This is a genomic window from Nocardia sp. NPDC058518, assembly GCF_042719655.1.
Taxonomy (GTDB): Bacteria; Actinomycetota; Actinomycetes; order Mycobacteriales; family Mycobacteriaceae; genus Nocardia.
The window spans coordinates 359,440-375,990 of sequence record NZ_JBHXNJ010000004.1 but is presented as its reverse complement, the minus strand read 5'-3'; the positions used below and the strand labels follow the sequence as shown (position 1 = coordinate 375,990).

The following is a 16,551-nucleotide window of genomic DNA, read 5'->3' as shown; positions in this document are numbered from 1 at the left end:
CTCCGGCTGTCGAGTCGTCCCCGATGCGATCGTGAAGGTGTCGCGGGGCACGCGGTACGGTGTCTCGACTGATCAAAGTTCTTGGGGGAATACGTGAAAGACCTTCTTTACTCGGTGCTGGGCATAGTGTTCGGCGCCTTCCTCGTTTTCGGCGGAATCGCCACACTCAACAGCGGTGCCGATTGCGGCGGCACGACCATGTCGGCGGGCGAGACCTGCGTGACGAGCAGCAAGGGCTCATCGGTGGAGCGGGATGCCGCCGGGCAACAAGCCCAGAACAAGCGCACCGGGTGGATGCTGATCGGCGGCGGCGCGCTGATGAGCGTCGGCTCCGCGTTCTGGCTGCGGAGCAATCTCCGGTCGCGCCGGGCTCGCCGCGCCGCTACCGCGCCGCAAGGCTTCCCGCCGGTCGGTGGACCGCAGCCCGCCCCTAATGGGCTGCCACAGATGCAGGGCCAGTGGCAGCAGGCCGCACCCGCTCCGTATGGGTCGCCGCAAGCCCAGGGCCAGTGGCCGCAGGGAGCTCCCGGATACGGCGCACCCGCTTATGCGCCGCACGCACAGCATCAACCGCAGGCAGGCCCCGGGTACAACGCAAACCCGAACTACCGGCGGTAGTGGGTCAACCACGCGCTCTGACGGAAACTGCCCGTCGCCAATGCTCGGCTCAGATTCGTTGCGAACCCGAATCACCCAGCTGAGCTCGCGTACTCCTTCGGGCTTTCAAGTCGCACGATTAGACTTGGTCCAGCGGGTTCGCCGACCGCTCGAAGATGTCAGGAAGGAGCGCCATGACTGCCATCGCCCCCGCGTGGATGCACGAGCAGATCACGGCGGCGGAGTACGACACCTGGTCCGACGAGCAGTGTGCGGGCATCGAGATCGTGGACGGGATGGTTGTTGTGAGCCCCAGTGCGTCCAAGCGGCATAACCGGTTGGCCCGGATCCTGGCCAACGCGCTCGACGTCGCGGCCGGACCGGACTGGAACGCCGACACCGACTTCGATGTCCGACTCCAAGATGTGCCGCTCACCAATCGGCGACCCGATGTCGTTGTCTATCGCGCCGACACGATCGATCTCACGCCGACCCGCCCCGAACACGTGTTGCTGGTCGTCGAGGTCGTCTCGCCCGGCTCGGAGACCACCGACCGGATCGTCAAAGTGGACCAATACGCTAAGGCGGGCATCGCCTTCTACTGGCGGATCGAGCAGGCGGCGAACGGTGTCCCGCTGATCTATACCTACATCCTCGACCCGGCGACCGGGTCATACCGGACCGGAGACATGTTCACCGGAACGGTCGAGGTGTCGGCTCCCTTCCCCGTGGAGATCGACCTCGGCAAGATCTGATCCCCGCATACCCGAACGGGCCGCCTCGGAGAGCTTCCGGGGCGGCCCGTTCGGGGTCTGGCTACAGCGGCAGGACGTGGTGCTTGCGTGGGTTGCGCTGGATCTTCTTGTCCTGGAGCAGTTTCAGGGCTCGGCGGAGTTCGAGGCGGGTGGTGGCCGGTTCGATGATGGCGTCGATGAAGCCGCGTTCGGCTGCTACCCAGGGGGTGGCTACGTTGGCGTTGTAGAAATCGATCAGGTTCTGGCGGATCGCGGCGCGCTGGTCTTCGGGGGCGGCGGCGATCTGGGCGGCGCCCAGGAGGCTGACGGCGCCCTCGGCGCCCATGACCGCGATGCGGGCGGTGGGCCAGGCGAGGTTGATGTCGGCGCCGAGCTGCTTGGAGCCCATGACCGCGTAGCCGCCGCCGTAGGACTTGCGGACCACCAGGGTGATCTTGGGGACCGAGGCCTCGACGTAGGAGAACAGGAAGCGGCCGCCGCGCTTGATGACGCCGACCTTTTCCTGCTCGACGCCGGGCAGGAAGCCGGGGGTGTCGACGACGAAGACCAGCGGGATCTCGAACGCGTCGCACAGGCGCACGAAGTGCGAGGCCTTGTCGGAGGCGCGGGCGTCGAGCGCACCGGCCGCCGACATGGGCTGGTTGGCGACGACGCCGACGGTGCGGCCGTCGATGCGGGCGTAACCGGTGATGATGTTCTGGCCGGTGTCGGCGCTGATCTCCTTGAACTCACCGTCGTCGAAGATGCGCAGCAGGATGTCGTACATGTCGTAGCCGGCATTGTCGGAGTCGGGCATGAACGTGTTCAGCTCGCGGTCGGAGTCGGTGATCTCCGGTTCCAGACCGGGGTTCACCACCGGCGGCAGTTCCTGGCAGCTGCTCGGCATGTAGCCCAGGTACTCGCGCACCCAGGTGAAGGCCGCCTCCTCGTCCTTGGCGACGTGGTGGATGTTGCCGTACTGGGCCTGCGTGCGCGCACCGCCGAGCTCCTCGAGGCTCACGTCCTCGCCGGTGACCTCTTTGATGATCTTCGGGCCGGTGACGAACATGTGCGCGGACTCGGTGGCGACCACCACATCGGTGCAGATCGGCTCGTACACCGCGCCACCGGCGCAGTTACCGAGGATCACCGAGACCAGCGGAACCATGCCCGACAGCGGCTCGAGATTGGTCGCCATCCAGGCGTACCAGGCCAGCGAGCTGATCGCTTCCTGCACGCGCGCGCCACCGGAATCGTTGATGCCGACCAGCGGGATGCCGACCTTGGACGCGTACTGCATCAAGCCGCACAGCTTGCGACCGAACGCCTCGCCGACCGAACCGCCGTAGACGGTCTGATCGTGGGAGAACACCGCCACCGGGCGACCCTCGACCTTGCCGTGGCCGACCACGACACCGTCACCGTAGAGAGCGGTCGCGTCGCCGGGCTTGCGCACCAGCGCGCCGATCTCGACGAAGGTGCCGGGATCGAGCAGCTGGTTGATCCGGTCGCGGGCGCTGGGAATGCCCTTGTGCGCCCGCTTCGCGATGCCCTTCGCGCCCGCTGGTTCCTTGGCGAGCTCGAGCCGCTCGTGTAGATCGGCAAGCTTTTCGGCGGTCGTGCTCACTTACTATTCTCCCTTTGCGGAAATCGCGGCCAGCTTGGCGGCGAGGTCGGCACCGATCTGGCCGATCCGCGGTTCGTCGACAATCTGTAGGTGGTCGCCGGGGATGCGGACCACCTCGAGGTTCGGAATGTACTCGTCCCAACCACCGTTGGGCTTGCGGTCCGCGAAACGCGGCTCGAGCTGGATCATGCCGTCGTGGTAGCGATCGGCCAGGTAGAGCACGGCCTCACCGTCGTACTGGGTCGGCTTCGCCTTCGCGAGGTGGCGGCTCTCGATCCACGAGGTGCGCTGATGTTCGAGCACACCGCCGGGGATTTTCGCACCGGTCAGCTTCACCAGGCTGGCGACGATGTCGTACTGCTCCTCGTCGCCTGCCTGGGCGAGTTCCTGCAGCTGCTCGTCGGGCAGTTCGCCCTCGACGCCGTAGGTGGTCTTGGCGAACTGCTGGTAGCGCTGAATGCGGCGCACCCGCTCCTCAGGGCTGTTGTCCTCGCCCTTGACCGGAAGTGCCAGGTCGATAAGACCGACAACGCGCACGTCGGCGCCTTCTTCGCGAAGGAGCTGAGCGACCTGCAGCGACAGCACCGCACCGAGCGACCAGCCGTACAGCACGTACGGGCCGTTGCCCTGGAGCTTGCGCAGTTCGGGCAGGTACTGGCGGGCGCGTTCCTCGATATCGCCCTCGACCCGCTCGAATCCGTACATCGGGGTATCCGCGGCGAGACGCTTCAACAGCGGCTCGTACACGAGGGTGTTGCCACCCGAGGGATGGAACACGAAGACCGGCACGGCGTCGGAGCCCTCGGCACGCGCCCGCAGCGGACGCACGAAGCCGTCGACATCGGCGCCACTGTCCTGCAGATTGCGCACGATCTCGGCGAGCTGCTCGATCGACTCGCAATCGAGCACGTCGTCGACGGTGACCTCTGCCTTGACCCGCTCGGTAAGGCGGGCCGCCATCTTCTCGGCGACCTCCTCTTCGAGGATCGGCAGCGTGTTGTAGACACCACCGGGCGAGGTGCCGGTGACGACGGCCCAGGTGGCGTAGGTCAGGCGCTCAGCCGCGTCACGCGGCGGAACGTTGTCCTCGTCGGCGCTCGCATCGGCGAAGTAATCGATGTCGGCGATTGCCGATTCGGCGGGCGCCTGCTCCGAAACCGATTCGGCAGCAGCAGACGCACTGGCGTCGGCAGCATCCGAAACCGATTCGGCAGCAGCAGGTTCCGACGACTGCTCGGCTTCGGCCTGCTTCGCCACCGCCAGCGGATCCTCACCCGCGGCGATCGCGGCCCGAGCAGCCTCGACGAAGTTGGCGTCGACACCGAGCTCGACATCTTCACCGGCGGCCTTGGCGGCAGCCTGCTTCTCCGCCATCGCCGCGACCTCGTCGCGATGCTCGATCGCGTAGCGCAGCACCTTCGACACCTCGTTGAGGCTGGCGTCGCGCACGGCCGAGATCTGCAGCTGCGGGATGTCGAATTCGTATTCGACGCGGTTCTTGATGCGCATCGCCATCAGCGAGTCGAGGCCGAGTTCCATCAGCGGGATCTCCATCGGGAGGTCCTCGACGGCGTAGCCCATGGATTCGGCGACGATGACACAGAGTCGTTGTTCGATGGTCTCGCCGCTGTCGGGGCTCCAGCGGTCGCCGGTGGCGATGGCGATCTCGGCGGCGGTGGGTTCCGCTGCCGCGGCCGGAACCGCCACGGCGGGAACCGGTTCGGGCAGCGCGGCACCGGAGGTGACGACCGCGTCGAACAGCAGGGTGAACCCGGCGCCGGACTTGGCGTGCACCTGGACCGACGCACCACCGAGGTGCGGCGTCAACGTGGTGGTCAGCGTGCCCGCGGTGGGCAGCGCGGCATGCGCATGTGAAACAGAGACCGAGACATTGGAAAAGACCTGTGCGGCAGCGGCTTTCACCAGCACAGCGAGGTCGGTGACCGAGGAGGCCTGGATCTCCCAGGCGTGGCGGCCGTCCGGCATCGCAACGTGCGCGCCGGGCACACGGGAGTTGCCACCCGAGGACATCGAGACCTTGGGCCAGTACTCCTTGCGCACGAACGCGGTGCGCGGCACATCGGCGTAATCACCTTCGGGCAGCAGCGAACTCAGGTTCACGGCGTGGCCGTGCACGTAGAGCTGCGCGAGCGCCCCGATCACACCGGCGGACTCGTCTTCCTTGCGCTTGAGCGTCGGGATGAGCTGCGCGTCGTGCACGCCCGCCGCGAAGGTGGTGCCGAGAACCTGCATCAGCGCAACAGAATTGGGCGCCAGCTCCAGGAACGTGGTGTGCCCGGAGTCGACGGCGGCCTTCACCGCGTTGGTGAACCACACGCTGTGGCGCAGGTTCTTCACCCAGTACGGCTCGTCGTGGATCGGGTCGGTACCGGGCCGGAAGTACAGGCCCTCGTGCACCGTGGAGTACAGGCCGATCTTCAGCGAGGTCGGCTCGATGCCCGCCAGTTCCGCGGCGAGTTCGCCGAGCAGCGGGTCCATCTGGGAGGTGTGGCCCGCGCCGCGGGTCGGGAGGATGCGGGCGAACTTGCCCATCGCCTCGACCTCGGCGACGATCTGCTCGACCTGGTCGCGCGGACCGCCGATGACGGTGTTGGTCGGCGCGGCGTACACCGCGCACTCCACATCGGGGTACTTCGGCAGCAGCAGCGCCACATCGTGGGCGCTGAGTTCGACCAGTGCCATATTGCGCACTTCGTCGTCGGTGAGCATCTGCTCGCCCTCGCCCATCAGGCGCGAGCGGGCGCAGATCACGCGCACCGCGTCTTCGATCGACAGGCCACCGGCGATGTAGGAACCGGCCACCTCACCCATCGAATGACCGACCACCGCAGCCGGTTCCGCGCCGTGGGCACGCAACAACGCGGCGAGGCCGAGCTGGATGGTGAAGATACCGACCTGGCAGGTGCCGACGTCGTAGTCCTGCTCGTCGTCGAGGAACATCTCGCGGATCGAGTAACCCGCCTCGTCCTGCACCAGCTCGTCGACCTCGTCGACGGTCTTGCGGAAGATCGCGTTCTCGCCGTAGAGCTGCTTGGCCATCTTGCGGTGCTGGGAACCGAAACCGGAGAACACCCAGATCGGCCCGTTGGACGCGGGCGAATCGGCGGTGAACACACCGGCGCCCGGCTTGCCCTCGGCGATAGCGCGCAGGCCGGCGACGGCCTCTTCACGCGTCTTGGCCACCACCACACCACGCGAACGCTGGTGGCTGCGCTTGGCCAGCGAACGGGCGACATCGGTCAGCGCGACATCGGAGCCCGCGCCTTCCAGCCAGTCGGCCAGCTCGGCGGCGGCGCGCTTACGACGCGACGGCAGGTAGGCGGAAACGGCCAGGACCACGGGCAGCGGCTCGTCGCGCTCGCCGTCCCATTCGACGAACGGCTGCACCGGCTCGACCGCGGCCTCGGTGATCGCGATGGCCTCGGCGACCACACCGGTGGTCTCCTCGCCCTCGATCTCCTCGGCGGCGACCTGCTCGGCGGTCACGTCCTCGACAACCGGGGCCGTGGGCACGTACTCCTGCAGCACCACGTGCGCGTTGGTGCCACCGAAACCGAAGCCGGAGATGCCGACGGTGGCGACGCCGCTGTAGCGCGGGTACTCGGTCGCCTCGTCGACGACCTTGAGGTTGGCCTGCTCGAACGGGATGTACGGGCTCGGGCCCGCGTAGTTGATGCTCGGCGGAATCACGTTGTGCTGGAACGACATCAGCACCTTGGCCAGGCTCGCCACACCGGCGCCGGATTCGAGGTGACCGAAGTTGGACTTGGCCGAACCGAGCAGAGCGGGCTTGTCGGCATCGCGGCCACGGCCGATGACGCGACCGAGCGCTTCGGCCTCGATCGGGTCGCCGATGGGGGTGCCGGTGCCGTGCGCCTCGATGTAGTCGACCGTGGAAGGGACGATGCCCGCGTCACGGTAGGCGGCGCGCAGGACGTCGGCCTGTGCCTCGGGGTTGGGCGCGAACAGGCCGTTGGAGCGGCCGTCGGAGTTCACCGCGGAACCCTTGATGACGCCCAGGATGTTGTCGCAGTCGCGCTCGGCGTCGGCCAGGCGCTTGAGCACGACCATGCCCGCGCCCTCGGAGCGCACCATGCCGTCGGCGTCGGAAGAGAACGCCTTGATGTGCCCGTCCTTGGCGACGGCGCCGTTCTGATCGAAACCGAGGGTGATGACCGGGGCCAGGATCATGTTTACGCCACCGGCGAGCGCCACCTCGGCCTCACCGGTACGCAGCGCGCGCACGGCCTGGTGCACGGCCACGATGGTCGACGAGCAGGCGGTGTCGACCGTGACCGACGGGCCACGGAAGTCGTAGAAGTAGGAGACGCGGTTGGCGATGATGCCGGTCGAGCCACCGAGCAGCGCGTAGCCCCTCGACGAGGCGGGCGCGTCGGGATCGGTGTCGCCGAGACCGAGCGAGGCGATCATCTGGAAATCGTTGGTGGACGAGCCGACGTATACGCCGACCTGACCGCCCTTGAGGTCGCTGGCCGGGATGCGCGCGTGCTCGAGCGCTTCCCAGGTGAGCTCCATCATCAGTCGCTGCTGCGGGTCGACCTGCTCGACCTCGATCGGCGACATCGCGAAGAATTCGGCGTCGAAACCCTTGATGACGTCCTGGTCCAGGTAGCCGCCGAGGGTGTTGGCCTGGTCGATGGACTTGGCCACGGACGGATCGGCCAGGAACTCCGACCAGCGACCTTCGGGCAGCTCACGGATCGCGTCACCGCGCCCGATGATGAACTCCCAGGTCGACTCGGGCGTGGTGCCCGCACCCGGCAGACGCGTGGACAGGCCGACCACCGCGACGTCGTGCGCCTCGGACGGCGCGAACGCGGCGGTGTACTCCGACGAGTCCTCCGGCTCGGGCTCAGGCTCACCGTTGACGATGATCTCGGCCAGCGACGCGATCGTCGGATGCTGGTAGATCACCGTCGGGGCAAGCGCCACCCCGGTGTGGTCCTCGATGTCACCACCGAGGGCGAGGGCATCGCGCGAGGCGAGCCCGAACTCCTCCATCGGCCGGTCGACGGTGATCGCGTCGACAGACTGCCCGGTCGCATCGGCGACCCAGCGGCGCAGCCAGTCACGCAGCTCGGCCACCGAGAGATCGTTCGTCTCGGCGGGGACGTCAGGGTTCGGGGTGGGCGTGCCCTCGTTGTCAGCCATCAATTCCTCAAGCTACCTGTCTGCGTACAGGGCGCGCCGTGGAATGACGCCCGGCCTGCGTGGCACACCGGGCGTCACCTCCGTGTCGGACGTGCCGATTACTCTTCCGGTGCATCGGGGAAAGCCTGCTGGGTGTAACCACCGCGCAGCGTTCCCTCGAGGTAGGCGGCCTTGCAGGCGCGCCGGGCGATCTTGCCGCTGGAGGTTCGCGGGATGGAACCGGCGGGCACGAGCAGGATGTCACGAGCGGTCACGCCGTGGCGTACCGACACCGCGGCACGCACCGCGTCGGCGATCGGGCCGGGGTCGGCCTTACCGGCGCCGGGGCCACGTTCGGCCACGACCACCAGTTGCTCGGACGCGTCGTCGACGTCGAACTTCAGGCCGGAGTGGCTGTCGGCGGCGAAGACCTCGGCGGGCAGCTGGTTGGCGGGCACCGCGAAGGCCGCGACGAAACCGGGGCGCAGCGCCTTGGAGGCCTCCTGTGCGGAGTACTCCAGGTCCTGCGGGTAGTGGTTGCGTCCGTCGACGATCACCAGGTCCTTGACGCGACCGGTGATGTAGAGCTCGCCCTCGAAGTACACGCCGAAGTCGCCGGTGCGCATCCAGTCGGCATCGGGATCGGTGCCGTCGGTGTGACCGCCCGCGACGGGCTCGGTGACCTTGTTGCGGAACGCCTTGGTGGACTCGGCGGGGCGACCCCAGTAACCGATGCCCATGTTGTTGCCGTGCAGCCAGATCTCGCCGACCTGGCCGTCGGGCAGCTCGCGACCCTGCGCGGTGTCCGCCGATTCCGGATCCACGATCGCGGCCCACTGCGACAGCCCGACGTAACCACACGACACCTGCGCGATGGCGGTCTCGTCGGACTGGTCGACGCGCACCATGCGGCCCGCGTTGAGCTCGTTGCGATCGACGTAGACGTACTTGGCCTCGTCCTCGGCGCGAGTGGCCGAGACGAACAGCGTCGCCTCCGCCATGCCGTAGCACGGCTTGATCGCGGTCTTGGGCAGGCCGAACGGCGCGAACGCCTCGTTGAACTTCTTCATCGAGGAGACCGTCACCGGCTCGGATCCGTTGATCAGGCCGATCACATTCGACAGGTCGAGCGTCTCACCCGCCTTGGGCACACCACGCGCGGCGGCGTGCTCGAACGCGAAGTTCGGCGCGGCCGCGAACGTGCCCGCACCGTCGGAGACCGCGGCCAGTTCGTTGATCCAGCGCGAGGGACGGCGCACGAACGCACTCGGCGACATGATGGTGATGAACTTGCCGCCGACCGCGGGCAGGATCACCGTGAGCAGGCCCATGTCGTGGAACAGCGGGAGCCAGGTGACACCACGCGAGTTCTCGTTCATGTTCAGCGACTTGATCATCTGCAGCAGGTTGGTGCCGACCGCGCGGTGGGTGATCTCCACACCGGCGGGCACCCGGGTGGAACCCGAGGTGTACTGCAGGTAGGCGATGTCGTCGATCGCGGTGTCGGGGCGCACCCAGGAGTCACCGAGGGTGTCCGGGATGGCGTCGACGGCGATGATGCGCGGTCGCTGCGCGGCGGGCAGCGAGCGGAAGAACTGGCGCACACCGGCGGCCGAGGAGGTCGCGGTGAGGATCGCCGACGGCTCGCAGTCGCCGAGGACGGCGTGCAGGCGGTCGGTGTGACCCGGCTCGTCGGGATCGAACAGCGGCACCGAGATGGTGCCCGCGTAGATCGCGGCGAAGAAGGAGATCACGTAATCCAGGCCCTGCGGCGCGAGGATCGCGACCCGGTCGCCCGGATTGGTCACCTGTTGCAGGCGAGCAGCCACCGCGCGCAGCCGTACTCCGAACTCCTGCCAGGTCAGCTCGTGCACCTCGCCGTCGCGTTCCCGCGAATAGTCGATGTAGCGGTACGCGAGCGTATTCGCATCGTTACGGGTGTGCTTCTCGACGTGATCGACCAGGGTCCGACCCTCGGGAATGTTGATATTCCCGGTTTCGTCCAGGTAGTCGTCGAAAGTCTGTTCCATTCCTTCTTCTCCTTGCGAGGACGCGATGACAAGCTCTGCGGCCTCGACTCGCTATATCGCCACCGGCCGTCGAGCTCACACGAACGTGCGTCGACAGCCTGCGGATTTTCGAGCGGTCTGCGCGGTGACCGCTATCGGCTAGATGTTCTCAAACCAGAGTCATGTTACAGAGAACCCCCGCTCAGTCCTCCCGCAGCAGCGGAATGACAGGCGCGAAAGCGTCCATCTGGGTGGGGAAGATGCCCACATACGACATCGAAGTGAGTTGCCGCACACGCCTGACCTGTTCGGCGATTTCCTCGAACGTGCCGATCGCGATGTAGGGCGAGCTCAGGATCTCCTCGACGGTCAGTTCGACGTCGACTTCGAGGTCGGGATGCAGGCCACGTTCGATCGCGCGCAGCGCCATCTCGGCAGTCTTCTCCCGGTCGTCGGTGATGACGATAGCGGTGATGGCCCAGTTCAGCTCGATGTCGGCGAACCGGTCACCGGCAGCGGCCTTGACGATGTTGACCTTCTCGATCGTCTTCTCGAGCGTGATGCCGGAGAGCAGGCCCTTGCCGTTCTTGGTGGTCTGCGGGACGACCGAGACGATGTCGGCGTGCTTGGCCGCCAGTGCCAGCATCTTCGGACCGCCACCACCGGTGCACAGCGGCGGGCGCGGGCCCTGCCGCGGGCGCGGGGTGCCCTTGATGCCACGCACCTGGTAGTGCTTGCCCTCGAAATTGCACTCCTGGCCGCGCAGCAGCGTGTCCAGGATGGTCAGCGACTCGTCGAGCTTCTCCAGCCGGACGCCGGGACGCTCGAACGGGATGCCCGCGTTGTCGAACTCTTCCTTGATCCAGCCCGCGCCGACGCCGACCTCGAGGCGCCCCTTGGACAGGACGTCGAGGGTGGCCAATTCCTTGGCGACCACGACCGGATGGCGTAAACCGTTGGCCAGCACCGAGGTGCCGAGGCGGATCTTGGAGGTGGCCTGCGTGAGTGCGCCCAGCGCGGCGATCGGGCCGATCTGATCGCCCAGGTGATCGGGAACGAAGAAGGTGTCGTAACCCATCTCTTCGGCTTCCTGCGCCGTCTGAACGAACTTGCGCGCGCCACCCTCCTGCTTGTTGCCCTCTCCGGCCGCTCCGAAGCGGAACGGACGCAGCGGCGTACCCAGCGCGGTCAACTCACCGACGGGTGCGGCAGCTTCGGTCATGAACTCTTCGCTCCTGGCTGGTGTGTACTCGGGCGCAATTCCCAGCGCACTTTACAGCGTGCGAGCGATCCGGCGTGCGGATGTCACAGCGAGGCATGAACCATGGCAATCATGCCCCCGCTGTGACTGTGACAACTCCGTCAGGAATGTGGCGGATGTGGTGCGTTCTCGATGAGCGCGGCGGCCCAATTGACCGTCCACTGGGTGGCCGTTGTGCCGTCGCTGTCCACCGCGTTGAAGGCGTACAGCGCGTGCACCGGATTGCCCGCCGAGCGGATCAGCGCCGCGAGGCTGCCCAGCGCGTTGGCCGGATTGAGCGCCTGGCGTGGTGCGTCGCAGATCATATCGCCGGGCGCGCAGATGGAGTTCACCTTGGGTGCCAGCGTGCCGAATCCGCCAGGGCGGGGACCGGTCATGCTGATGCCGGGCACGTTGACGCCCTTGAGCGCCACCTCGGCACCCTCACCCGTCGGCGGGGGGTCACCGATCTCGGTGGGCTGACCTGGACCGGTCGCGGTGCGGCGGCCGTCGGCGATCACTGTCACGCCGAGCACGTTGGCTTCCGGGATCGGGCCGTTGCCCGCGCCGATCTGGGCGGCTACGTCACCGGCGATCACCGCGCCCTGGGAGAAGCCCGAGATGACGAAGTTCGTCAACGGGCATTCCTTGTGGCGCTGAGCCAGGACATCGGTCGCTCGCGCGGTGCCCTCGGTGCGGCTGTTGTTGTAGGAAGCCTGGCCGTCGGGCGGGAACGCGATCGGGTTCGAGAACTGGGCCACGTACGGGACCGTGTACACCTCGAGCCGGTTGTCCGGGAACTGCGCGCGCAGCGGCCCGGAAACGCTGAGCATCAGCGAGATCGGGTTCGCGTGCGGGTTGTACGGATCGTCGAAGCTCGACGACTCCCAGGTGCCCGGAATCGAGAGCAGCATCACATCGGGGCAATCCGCCGACTGCGACGTGGGCGGCGGCGGGCCGGGCGGCGTCGGCGGCGGCTCTTTCAACCTGCCCGCGAGCAGGTACCAGAGCAGCACGATGACGATGATCGCCAGGACGAGCAGCGCCAGCACGGTGAAGCACCCCGCAGGCCAGAACCTGCGGGAGCGTCGCGTCGGTCGGGGCGTCACTAGCAGTAGGTCGAGTTCGCGGCAGCGATGTAGATCTGTGCTGCCTTGTTGACGTCCATCTTCGACGCGTCGAATGCCGGGTCGGTGCCCGCCATCGCGGCGACGAAGGTGGCGATATCGGCGTCACTGGCGCCGGTGCCCTTGGTGGAGCAGATGTAGGTCGCGGTCGTCAACGCGGTCGTCTGGTCGCCCGGGGTGATGCCGTTCTTGGCCAGCTCGTCGAGGAAGGCCTTGTCCTTGCCGGTCGCAGGCGCGGCGGCGCTGGTCTGCGGGAGGGGCGTCGGCTCCTCGGCGGACGGGCTCGGCTCCGGCGCGGTGCTCGACGGGGCCTCGGCGGGCGGCTCGATGACCACGGGCGGCGTCGTCGTCGACTTCGCGGCGGCGCTGCTGGAGAGGGTGGGCGTCTGCGACGCGGTCGAGTCGTTGCCGCCACAGGCGGACAACAGGGCGACGGCAGCCAGGGCCGCGACCGATCCGGCTACCTTGCCAGGGATCCGATGCATGAAGATGTCTTTCCTCGATCGTTCGTCAGGGAAGCGGTCGCAGACCAGGCTAGCCGGACAACCGGCGCTGCCGGGCACTGCGCGGCGAAGCTCAGAGAGTTCTCAGCCCGAGCTCACACCCCGTGAACTTCGGATTTGCCATCTCGCACCACGATGAACCCGGTCTGAAAGTTCTGCTGGATTCCGCCCGGAACTGCGAACTCGTCGCTCACCGGATAGCCGAGCCTGCCGTTCTCGAACCCCTGCGCGCCCCAGGCGTCGGCGAGCGCGCCGTTGCGCACCGACCAGGCACCGGAGAGCGGGCTCCAGTAGATGTTGCCGCCCTCGAACCGGCTGTAGCGCCCGAGATCCTTCAGCGGCGCCTCCTCGGCGACCGGGAAACCGAGCGGGCTGTTCTCGAAGCCGAGCTGGCTGTACTTGTCGAGGACGAAGCCGTGCACCCGGTGTGCGCCGGTGGCCGGGCTGTAGAACATCGGACCGTGTTCGAAGGCCTGTACCGAGCCGTCACGGCTGGGTGTGGGTGCCTCGGCGGCCACCGGATAGCCGGCGGGACCGCCCTCGAAGCCCTGCTTGCCCCACTCCTCGAGGAACGCGCCGCGCATCACCTGCGCGCCGGTCTGCGGGGTCCAGTAGATCGAGCCGCCTTCGAAGGTCTGCATGCGGCCGCGCCCGTCGGGCAGGCCGAGCTCGCCGCCGGTGGGCATGCCGAGCGGCGAGAACGCGCCGCCGATACCGGCGTAGGTGCCACCGATGCGCCCGCCCACCGCGTGCGTGCCCGCCGCGGCGGAATGGAACACCCGGCCGTTCGGGAAGTCCTGCACCATTCCGGTGCCCGCCGGGTACTCCGCGGTCAGGCAGTTGCCCAGCCAGTTCGCCGCTTGCGCGACCCCGGCGATCGCACCGCCGAGCGTGCAGGTCGAGCCGCCTGGATCGGTACCGAGCGCCGCGGCCGCCTGCGACCACGACTGACGCATCTCGAAATCCCAGTAGGGCCACGTGTGGGTGCCCGCGGGACGGTAGTTCGCCTGCACCGGAATCGCCAGCTTCTCGAGCTTGGCGACGAAGTTCTGGGTCGACAGGCGCGAAAGGATCTCCAGGCCGGTGCCCGCCCAGTTCTCGCTCATCAACGGCACGTCACCGAGCTGATCATGCGAGCCGGCCAGACCGCTGCCGCTGGAGACGTACATGCTGACGCCTTTGAGCTCGTCGGCCAGCTGATACGGGTCGTGCGCGTCCCACTCGGGACTGCCGGGCGGACCCCACATCGCGCCCGCGTCGAAGCCGCCCGCGTCCTTGTTGGCGAAGGTGATCGCCTGCGGCATGCCGAGTGTCGTCGTGGTGAGCAGGCCCGAGTAGGAGGCCACGTATTTCATCAGCCCGGGGTTGCGGCCCGCGAGGTTCATCGCCGCGGTGCCGCCCATCGAAAGTCCCTGTACCCCACGCACATCCGTGGTTCGCCAGTCACGCTCGAGAATCGGCGGGAGCTCCTTGGTCAGGAATGTCTCCCACTTGTAGGTGAAGCCGTTGTCGGGCGCGAGCCAGTCCGAATACCAGCTCGACTGGCCGCCGACCGGCAGCACCACGTTGACGTTCTTGTCGGCGTAGAAGCCCTCGGCGTCGGCGTCTTTGGTCCAGCCGTTCTCGTCGTCCTGCGCACGCAGACCGTCGAGCATGAGCATCATCGGGAACTTCGCCTCGGGTGCCACATTCCAGTCCCGCGCCAACAGCATCTGTACCTGGATCGGGGTCTTCATCGCGGCCGAGTACACCCACAGCGCCACCCGCCGATCCGAGAGCCAGTCCACCCGCTGCACCCCGGACACCGCCGGTTGCGCCTGCGCGGGAACGGTGACGGCTGGTGCGAGCAGGGCCGCCGTCATGGCCGCGATGCCGAGGATCCGCCGCATCGGCGCTGAGACACTCTTTACCGTCATCACACGCGACCCTCCATCATCCCGGAAATGGGGACACAGCCTCACCGTCGGTTGTACCGCAACAGGCAGCGATAACTGGGGAGGACACGCGAGCGTCGGACACAGCAAAAAGACCGGCCCACCCTGGGGGTGAGCCGGTCTTCGAGTTGTTGCTGAGCGGAAACTACTAGGCGCCCAGTGCATTCAGGATGTGCGGACGTGCCTTCCACAGCTCGTCTTCCCAGTACTTCCACGAGTGGGTACCGGAGGCGCCGATGTCGTAGACGGCATTGATGCCCAGGGTGTTGAGGCGACGCTGGAAGGCCAGCGTGCTCACGAACGAGATGGCCTCGATGGCCATCGCGTTACCGGTGTTGTAGACACCGCCGAGACCGGCAGGCTTGTCGTGCTGGGCGGGCAGGCCGTTGGCCGAGGAGATGAACATCGGCAGGCCGCGCAGCTCGGGCGCGAACACCATCGGGTCCATCCGCAGCCACGCCGAGCTCCACGGAGCGGCCATGGCGTCGACGTTGAAACGGCCCGCGTCGAGCATCATCACGCGGATGGCCTCACGCATGCCGGGGGCGCCCCAGTTCAGCGGGCCCGAGAGCGAGGACGCGTGCTTGAACTGATCGCGGTTCAGCGCGGCGAGGCGCAGCGCGGCCGGGCCCGACATCGACAGGCCGAGCACAGCGTTGTTCTTGCGGGACACGCCGTAGCCCTCGAGGAAGGCGGGGAGCTCTTCGGTCAGGAAGGTCTCCCACTTGTAGGTGGTCTTCTGGCCGTTGGTGTTGCTCGCGGCGGTCCAGTCGGCGTACCAGCTGGACTGGCCACCCACCGGCATCACCAGGGTGACGTTGTCGCCAGCGAACTGCTGCATCGCGTTGGTCTCGAACGACCAGGCGTTGCGGTCGTCACGGGCGCGAAGGCCGTCGAGCAGGTAGAGCGCGGCGTTACCGCCGTTGCGCGCCCACTGCACCTGGACCTTCACCGGGCCCATCTTCGAGGGCACCATGAGTTCTTCGTAGCCACCGGCCGGTGCGCGCAACGCAGGTGCCGACACCGGTGCGGCGAGCGCGGTCGGGGCCGCTCCCGCGGCGATCGGCAGCACAAGGGCTGCAGCGCCGACAGCTAGAATTCGATTACGCCAACCACGAGATGCCGGCGCGACGGCCTTGCCGAAACGCATGTGAATTCCGCTCTCTTTCTGCTGTTATGGCATGCCAGACGCGTCTGCCGCTCCCCGACACGGCCCCGACAGCCCGGTCGATCAGACGGATGAAACAACGATCTGGTCACACTTACGCTCGCTGGAGGATATTCCACCCACCAATTAACCGCAAGGGCAGCGACATTGGCGGCTGGCGCCGCTGGATTTTCGGCCCTGTGGGCCTCGAATCCGAGGGGCGATACTGCGCCTACGGCGTTCCGTCTCGCCCCTCGGATCCGAGGCGGCCGAAAATCCGTGGTCGCTGAGTTATGTGGGTGGCGCGGTCGGCTTATGGACACATTGTTCCGTCGCTTCAGTGGCCGGGACAGACAGAACCGGGGGGGGGGCCCGGCGGGGCGGGGGGCGGGGGGGGGGGCCAAAAATAAGTGGTGTGCGCACAAAAATTTGAAAAAAAAACGGAAAAACAGGCGGGGGCC

At 67.3% G+C, this 16,551-nt stretch carries 10 protein-coding genes; 2 read left to right on the top strand and 8 right to left on the bottom strand.

All coding sequences use genetic code 11. The features are described from left to right. Positions 1-93 precede the first annotated feature (93 nt). On the top strand, positions 94-618 hold the full coding sequence (locus ACFWPX_RS10725; protein ID WP_378927187.1) for a hypothetical protein: 525 nt from the start codon (positions 94-96) through the stop codon (positions 616-618). Positions 619-791: 173 nt separating this feature from the next. Beyond that, complete coding sequence (locus ACFWPX_RS10720) at positions 792-1,352, top strand: Uma2 family endonuclease (protein WP_378920071.1); 561 nt, start codon at positions 792-794, stop codon at positions 1,350-1,352. Positions 1,353-1,413: 61 nt separating this feature from the next. Here ACFWPX_RS10720 and ACFWPX_RS10715 read toward each other — a convergent pair whose 3' ends face one another. The 8 genes from ACFWPX_RS10715 to ACFWPX_RS10680 form a co-directional block, all read right to left on the bottom strand. Next, positions 1,414-2,958, bottom strand: a complete 1,545-nt coding sequence (locus ACFWPX_RS10715) for an acyl-CoA carboxylase subunit beta (RefSeq protein ID WP_378927186.1) — start codon at positions 2,956-2,958, stop codon at positions 1,414-1,416. A 3-nt stretch (positions 2,959-2,961) separates the two neighbouring features. Then, positions 2,962-8,151: a polyketide synthase Pks13 gene (gene pks13, locus ACFWPX_RS10710; RefSeq protein WP_378927185.1), complete on the bottom strand. Its 5,190-nt coding sequence runs from the start codon at positions 8,149-8,151 to the stop codon at positions 2,962-2,964. A 98-nt stretch (positions 8,152-8,249) separates the two neighbouring features. Next, on the bottom strand, positions 8,250-10,160 hold the full coding sequence (gene fadD32 / locus ACFWPX_RS10705; protein ID WP_378920065.1) for a long-chain-fatty-acid--AMP ligase FadD32: 1,911 nt from the start codon (positions 10,158-10,160) through the stop codon (positions 8,250-8,252). 181 nt (positions 10,161-10,341) lie between these two features. Next, entirely contained in the window at positions 10,342-11,361 is a 1,020-nt protein-coding gene (locus ACFWPX_RS10700) for an LLM class F420-dependent oxidoreductase (protein ID WP_378927184.1), read from the bottom strand. Positions 11,362-11,501: 140 nt separating this feature from the next. Beyond that, the gene (locus ACFWPX_RS10695; protein ID WP_378927230.1) at positions 11,502-12,494 is read right to left on the bottom strand and encodes a cutinase family protein; all 993 of its coding nucleotides are present in this window, start codon (positions 12,492-12,494) and stop codon (positions 11,502-11,504) included. Continuing rightward, complete coding sequence (locus ACFWPX_RS10690) at positions 12,488-12,991, bottom strand: DUF732 domain-containing protein (RefSeq protein ID WP_378920061.1); 504 nt, start codon at positions 12,989-12,991, stop codon at positions 12,488-12,490. Before ACFWPX_RS10690 ends, ACFWPX_RS10695 begins: the two co-directional genes overlap by 7 nt. 113 nt (positions 12,992-13,104) lie before the next feature. Further along, positions 13,105-14,925, bottom strand: a complete 1,821-nt coding sequence (locus tag ACFWPX_RS10685) for an alpha/beta hydrolase-fold protein (RefSeq protein WP_378927183.1) — start codon at positions 14,923-14,925, stop codon at positions 13,105-13,107. Between the two features lie 166 nt (positions 14,926-15,091). Next, positions 15,092-16,093, bottom strand: coding sequence for an alpha/beta hydrolase (locus ACFWPX_RS10680; protein WP_378920057.1), 1,002 nt, complete (start codon positions 16,091-16,093; stop codon positions 15,092-15,094). Positions 16,094-16,551 lie beyond the last annotated feature (458 nt).

Excerpts from the sequence above, each read along its gene's own strand:
- ACFWPX_RS10720 (WP_378920071.1), top strand. The coding sequence starts at position 792 with ATGACTGCCATCGCCCCCGCGTGGATGCACGAGCAGATCACGGCGGCG.
- ACFWPX_RS10690 (WP_378920061.1), bottom strand. The coding sequence starts at position 12,991 with ATGCATCGGATCCCTGGCAAGGTAGCCGGATCGGTCGCGGCCCTGGCT.
- fadD32 (WP_378920065.1), bottom strand. The coding sequence starts at position 10,160 with ATGGAACAGACTTTCGACGACTACCTGGACGAAACCGGGAATATCAAC.
- ACFWPX_RS10680 (WP_378920057.1), bottom strand. The coding sequence starts at position 16,093 with ATGCGTTTCGGCAAGGCCGTCGCGCCGGCATCTCGTGGTTGGCGTAAT.
- pks13 (WP_378927185.1), bottom strand. The coding sequence starts at position 8,151 with ATGGCTGACAACGAGGGCACGCCCACCCCGAACCCTGACGTCCCCGCC.
- ACFWPX_RS10685 (WP_378927183.1), bottom strand. The coding sequence starts at position 14,925 with ATGACGGTAAAGAGTGTCTCAGCGCCGATGCGGCGGATCCTCGGCATC.
- ACFWPX_RS10700 (WP_378927184.1), bottom strand. The coding sequence starts at position 11,361 with ATGACCGAAGCTGCCGCACCCGTCGGTGAGTTGACCGCGCTGGGTACG.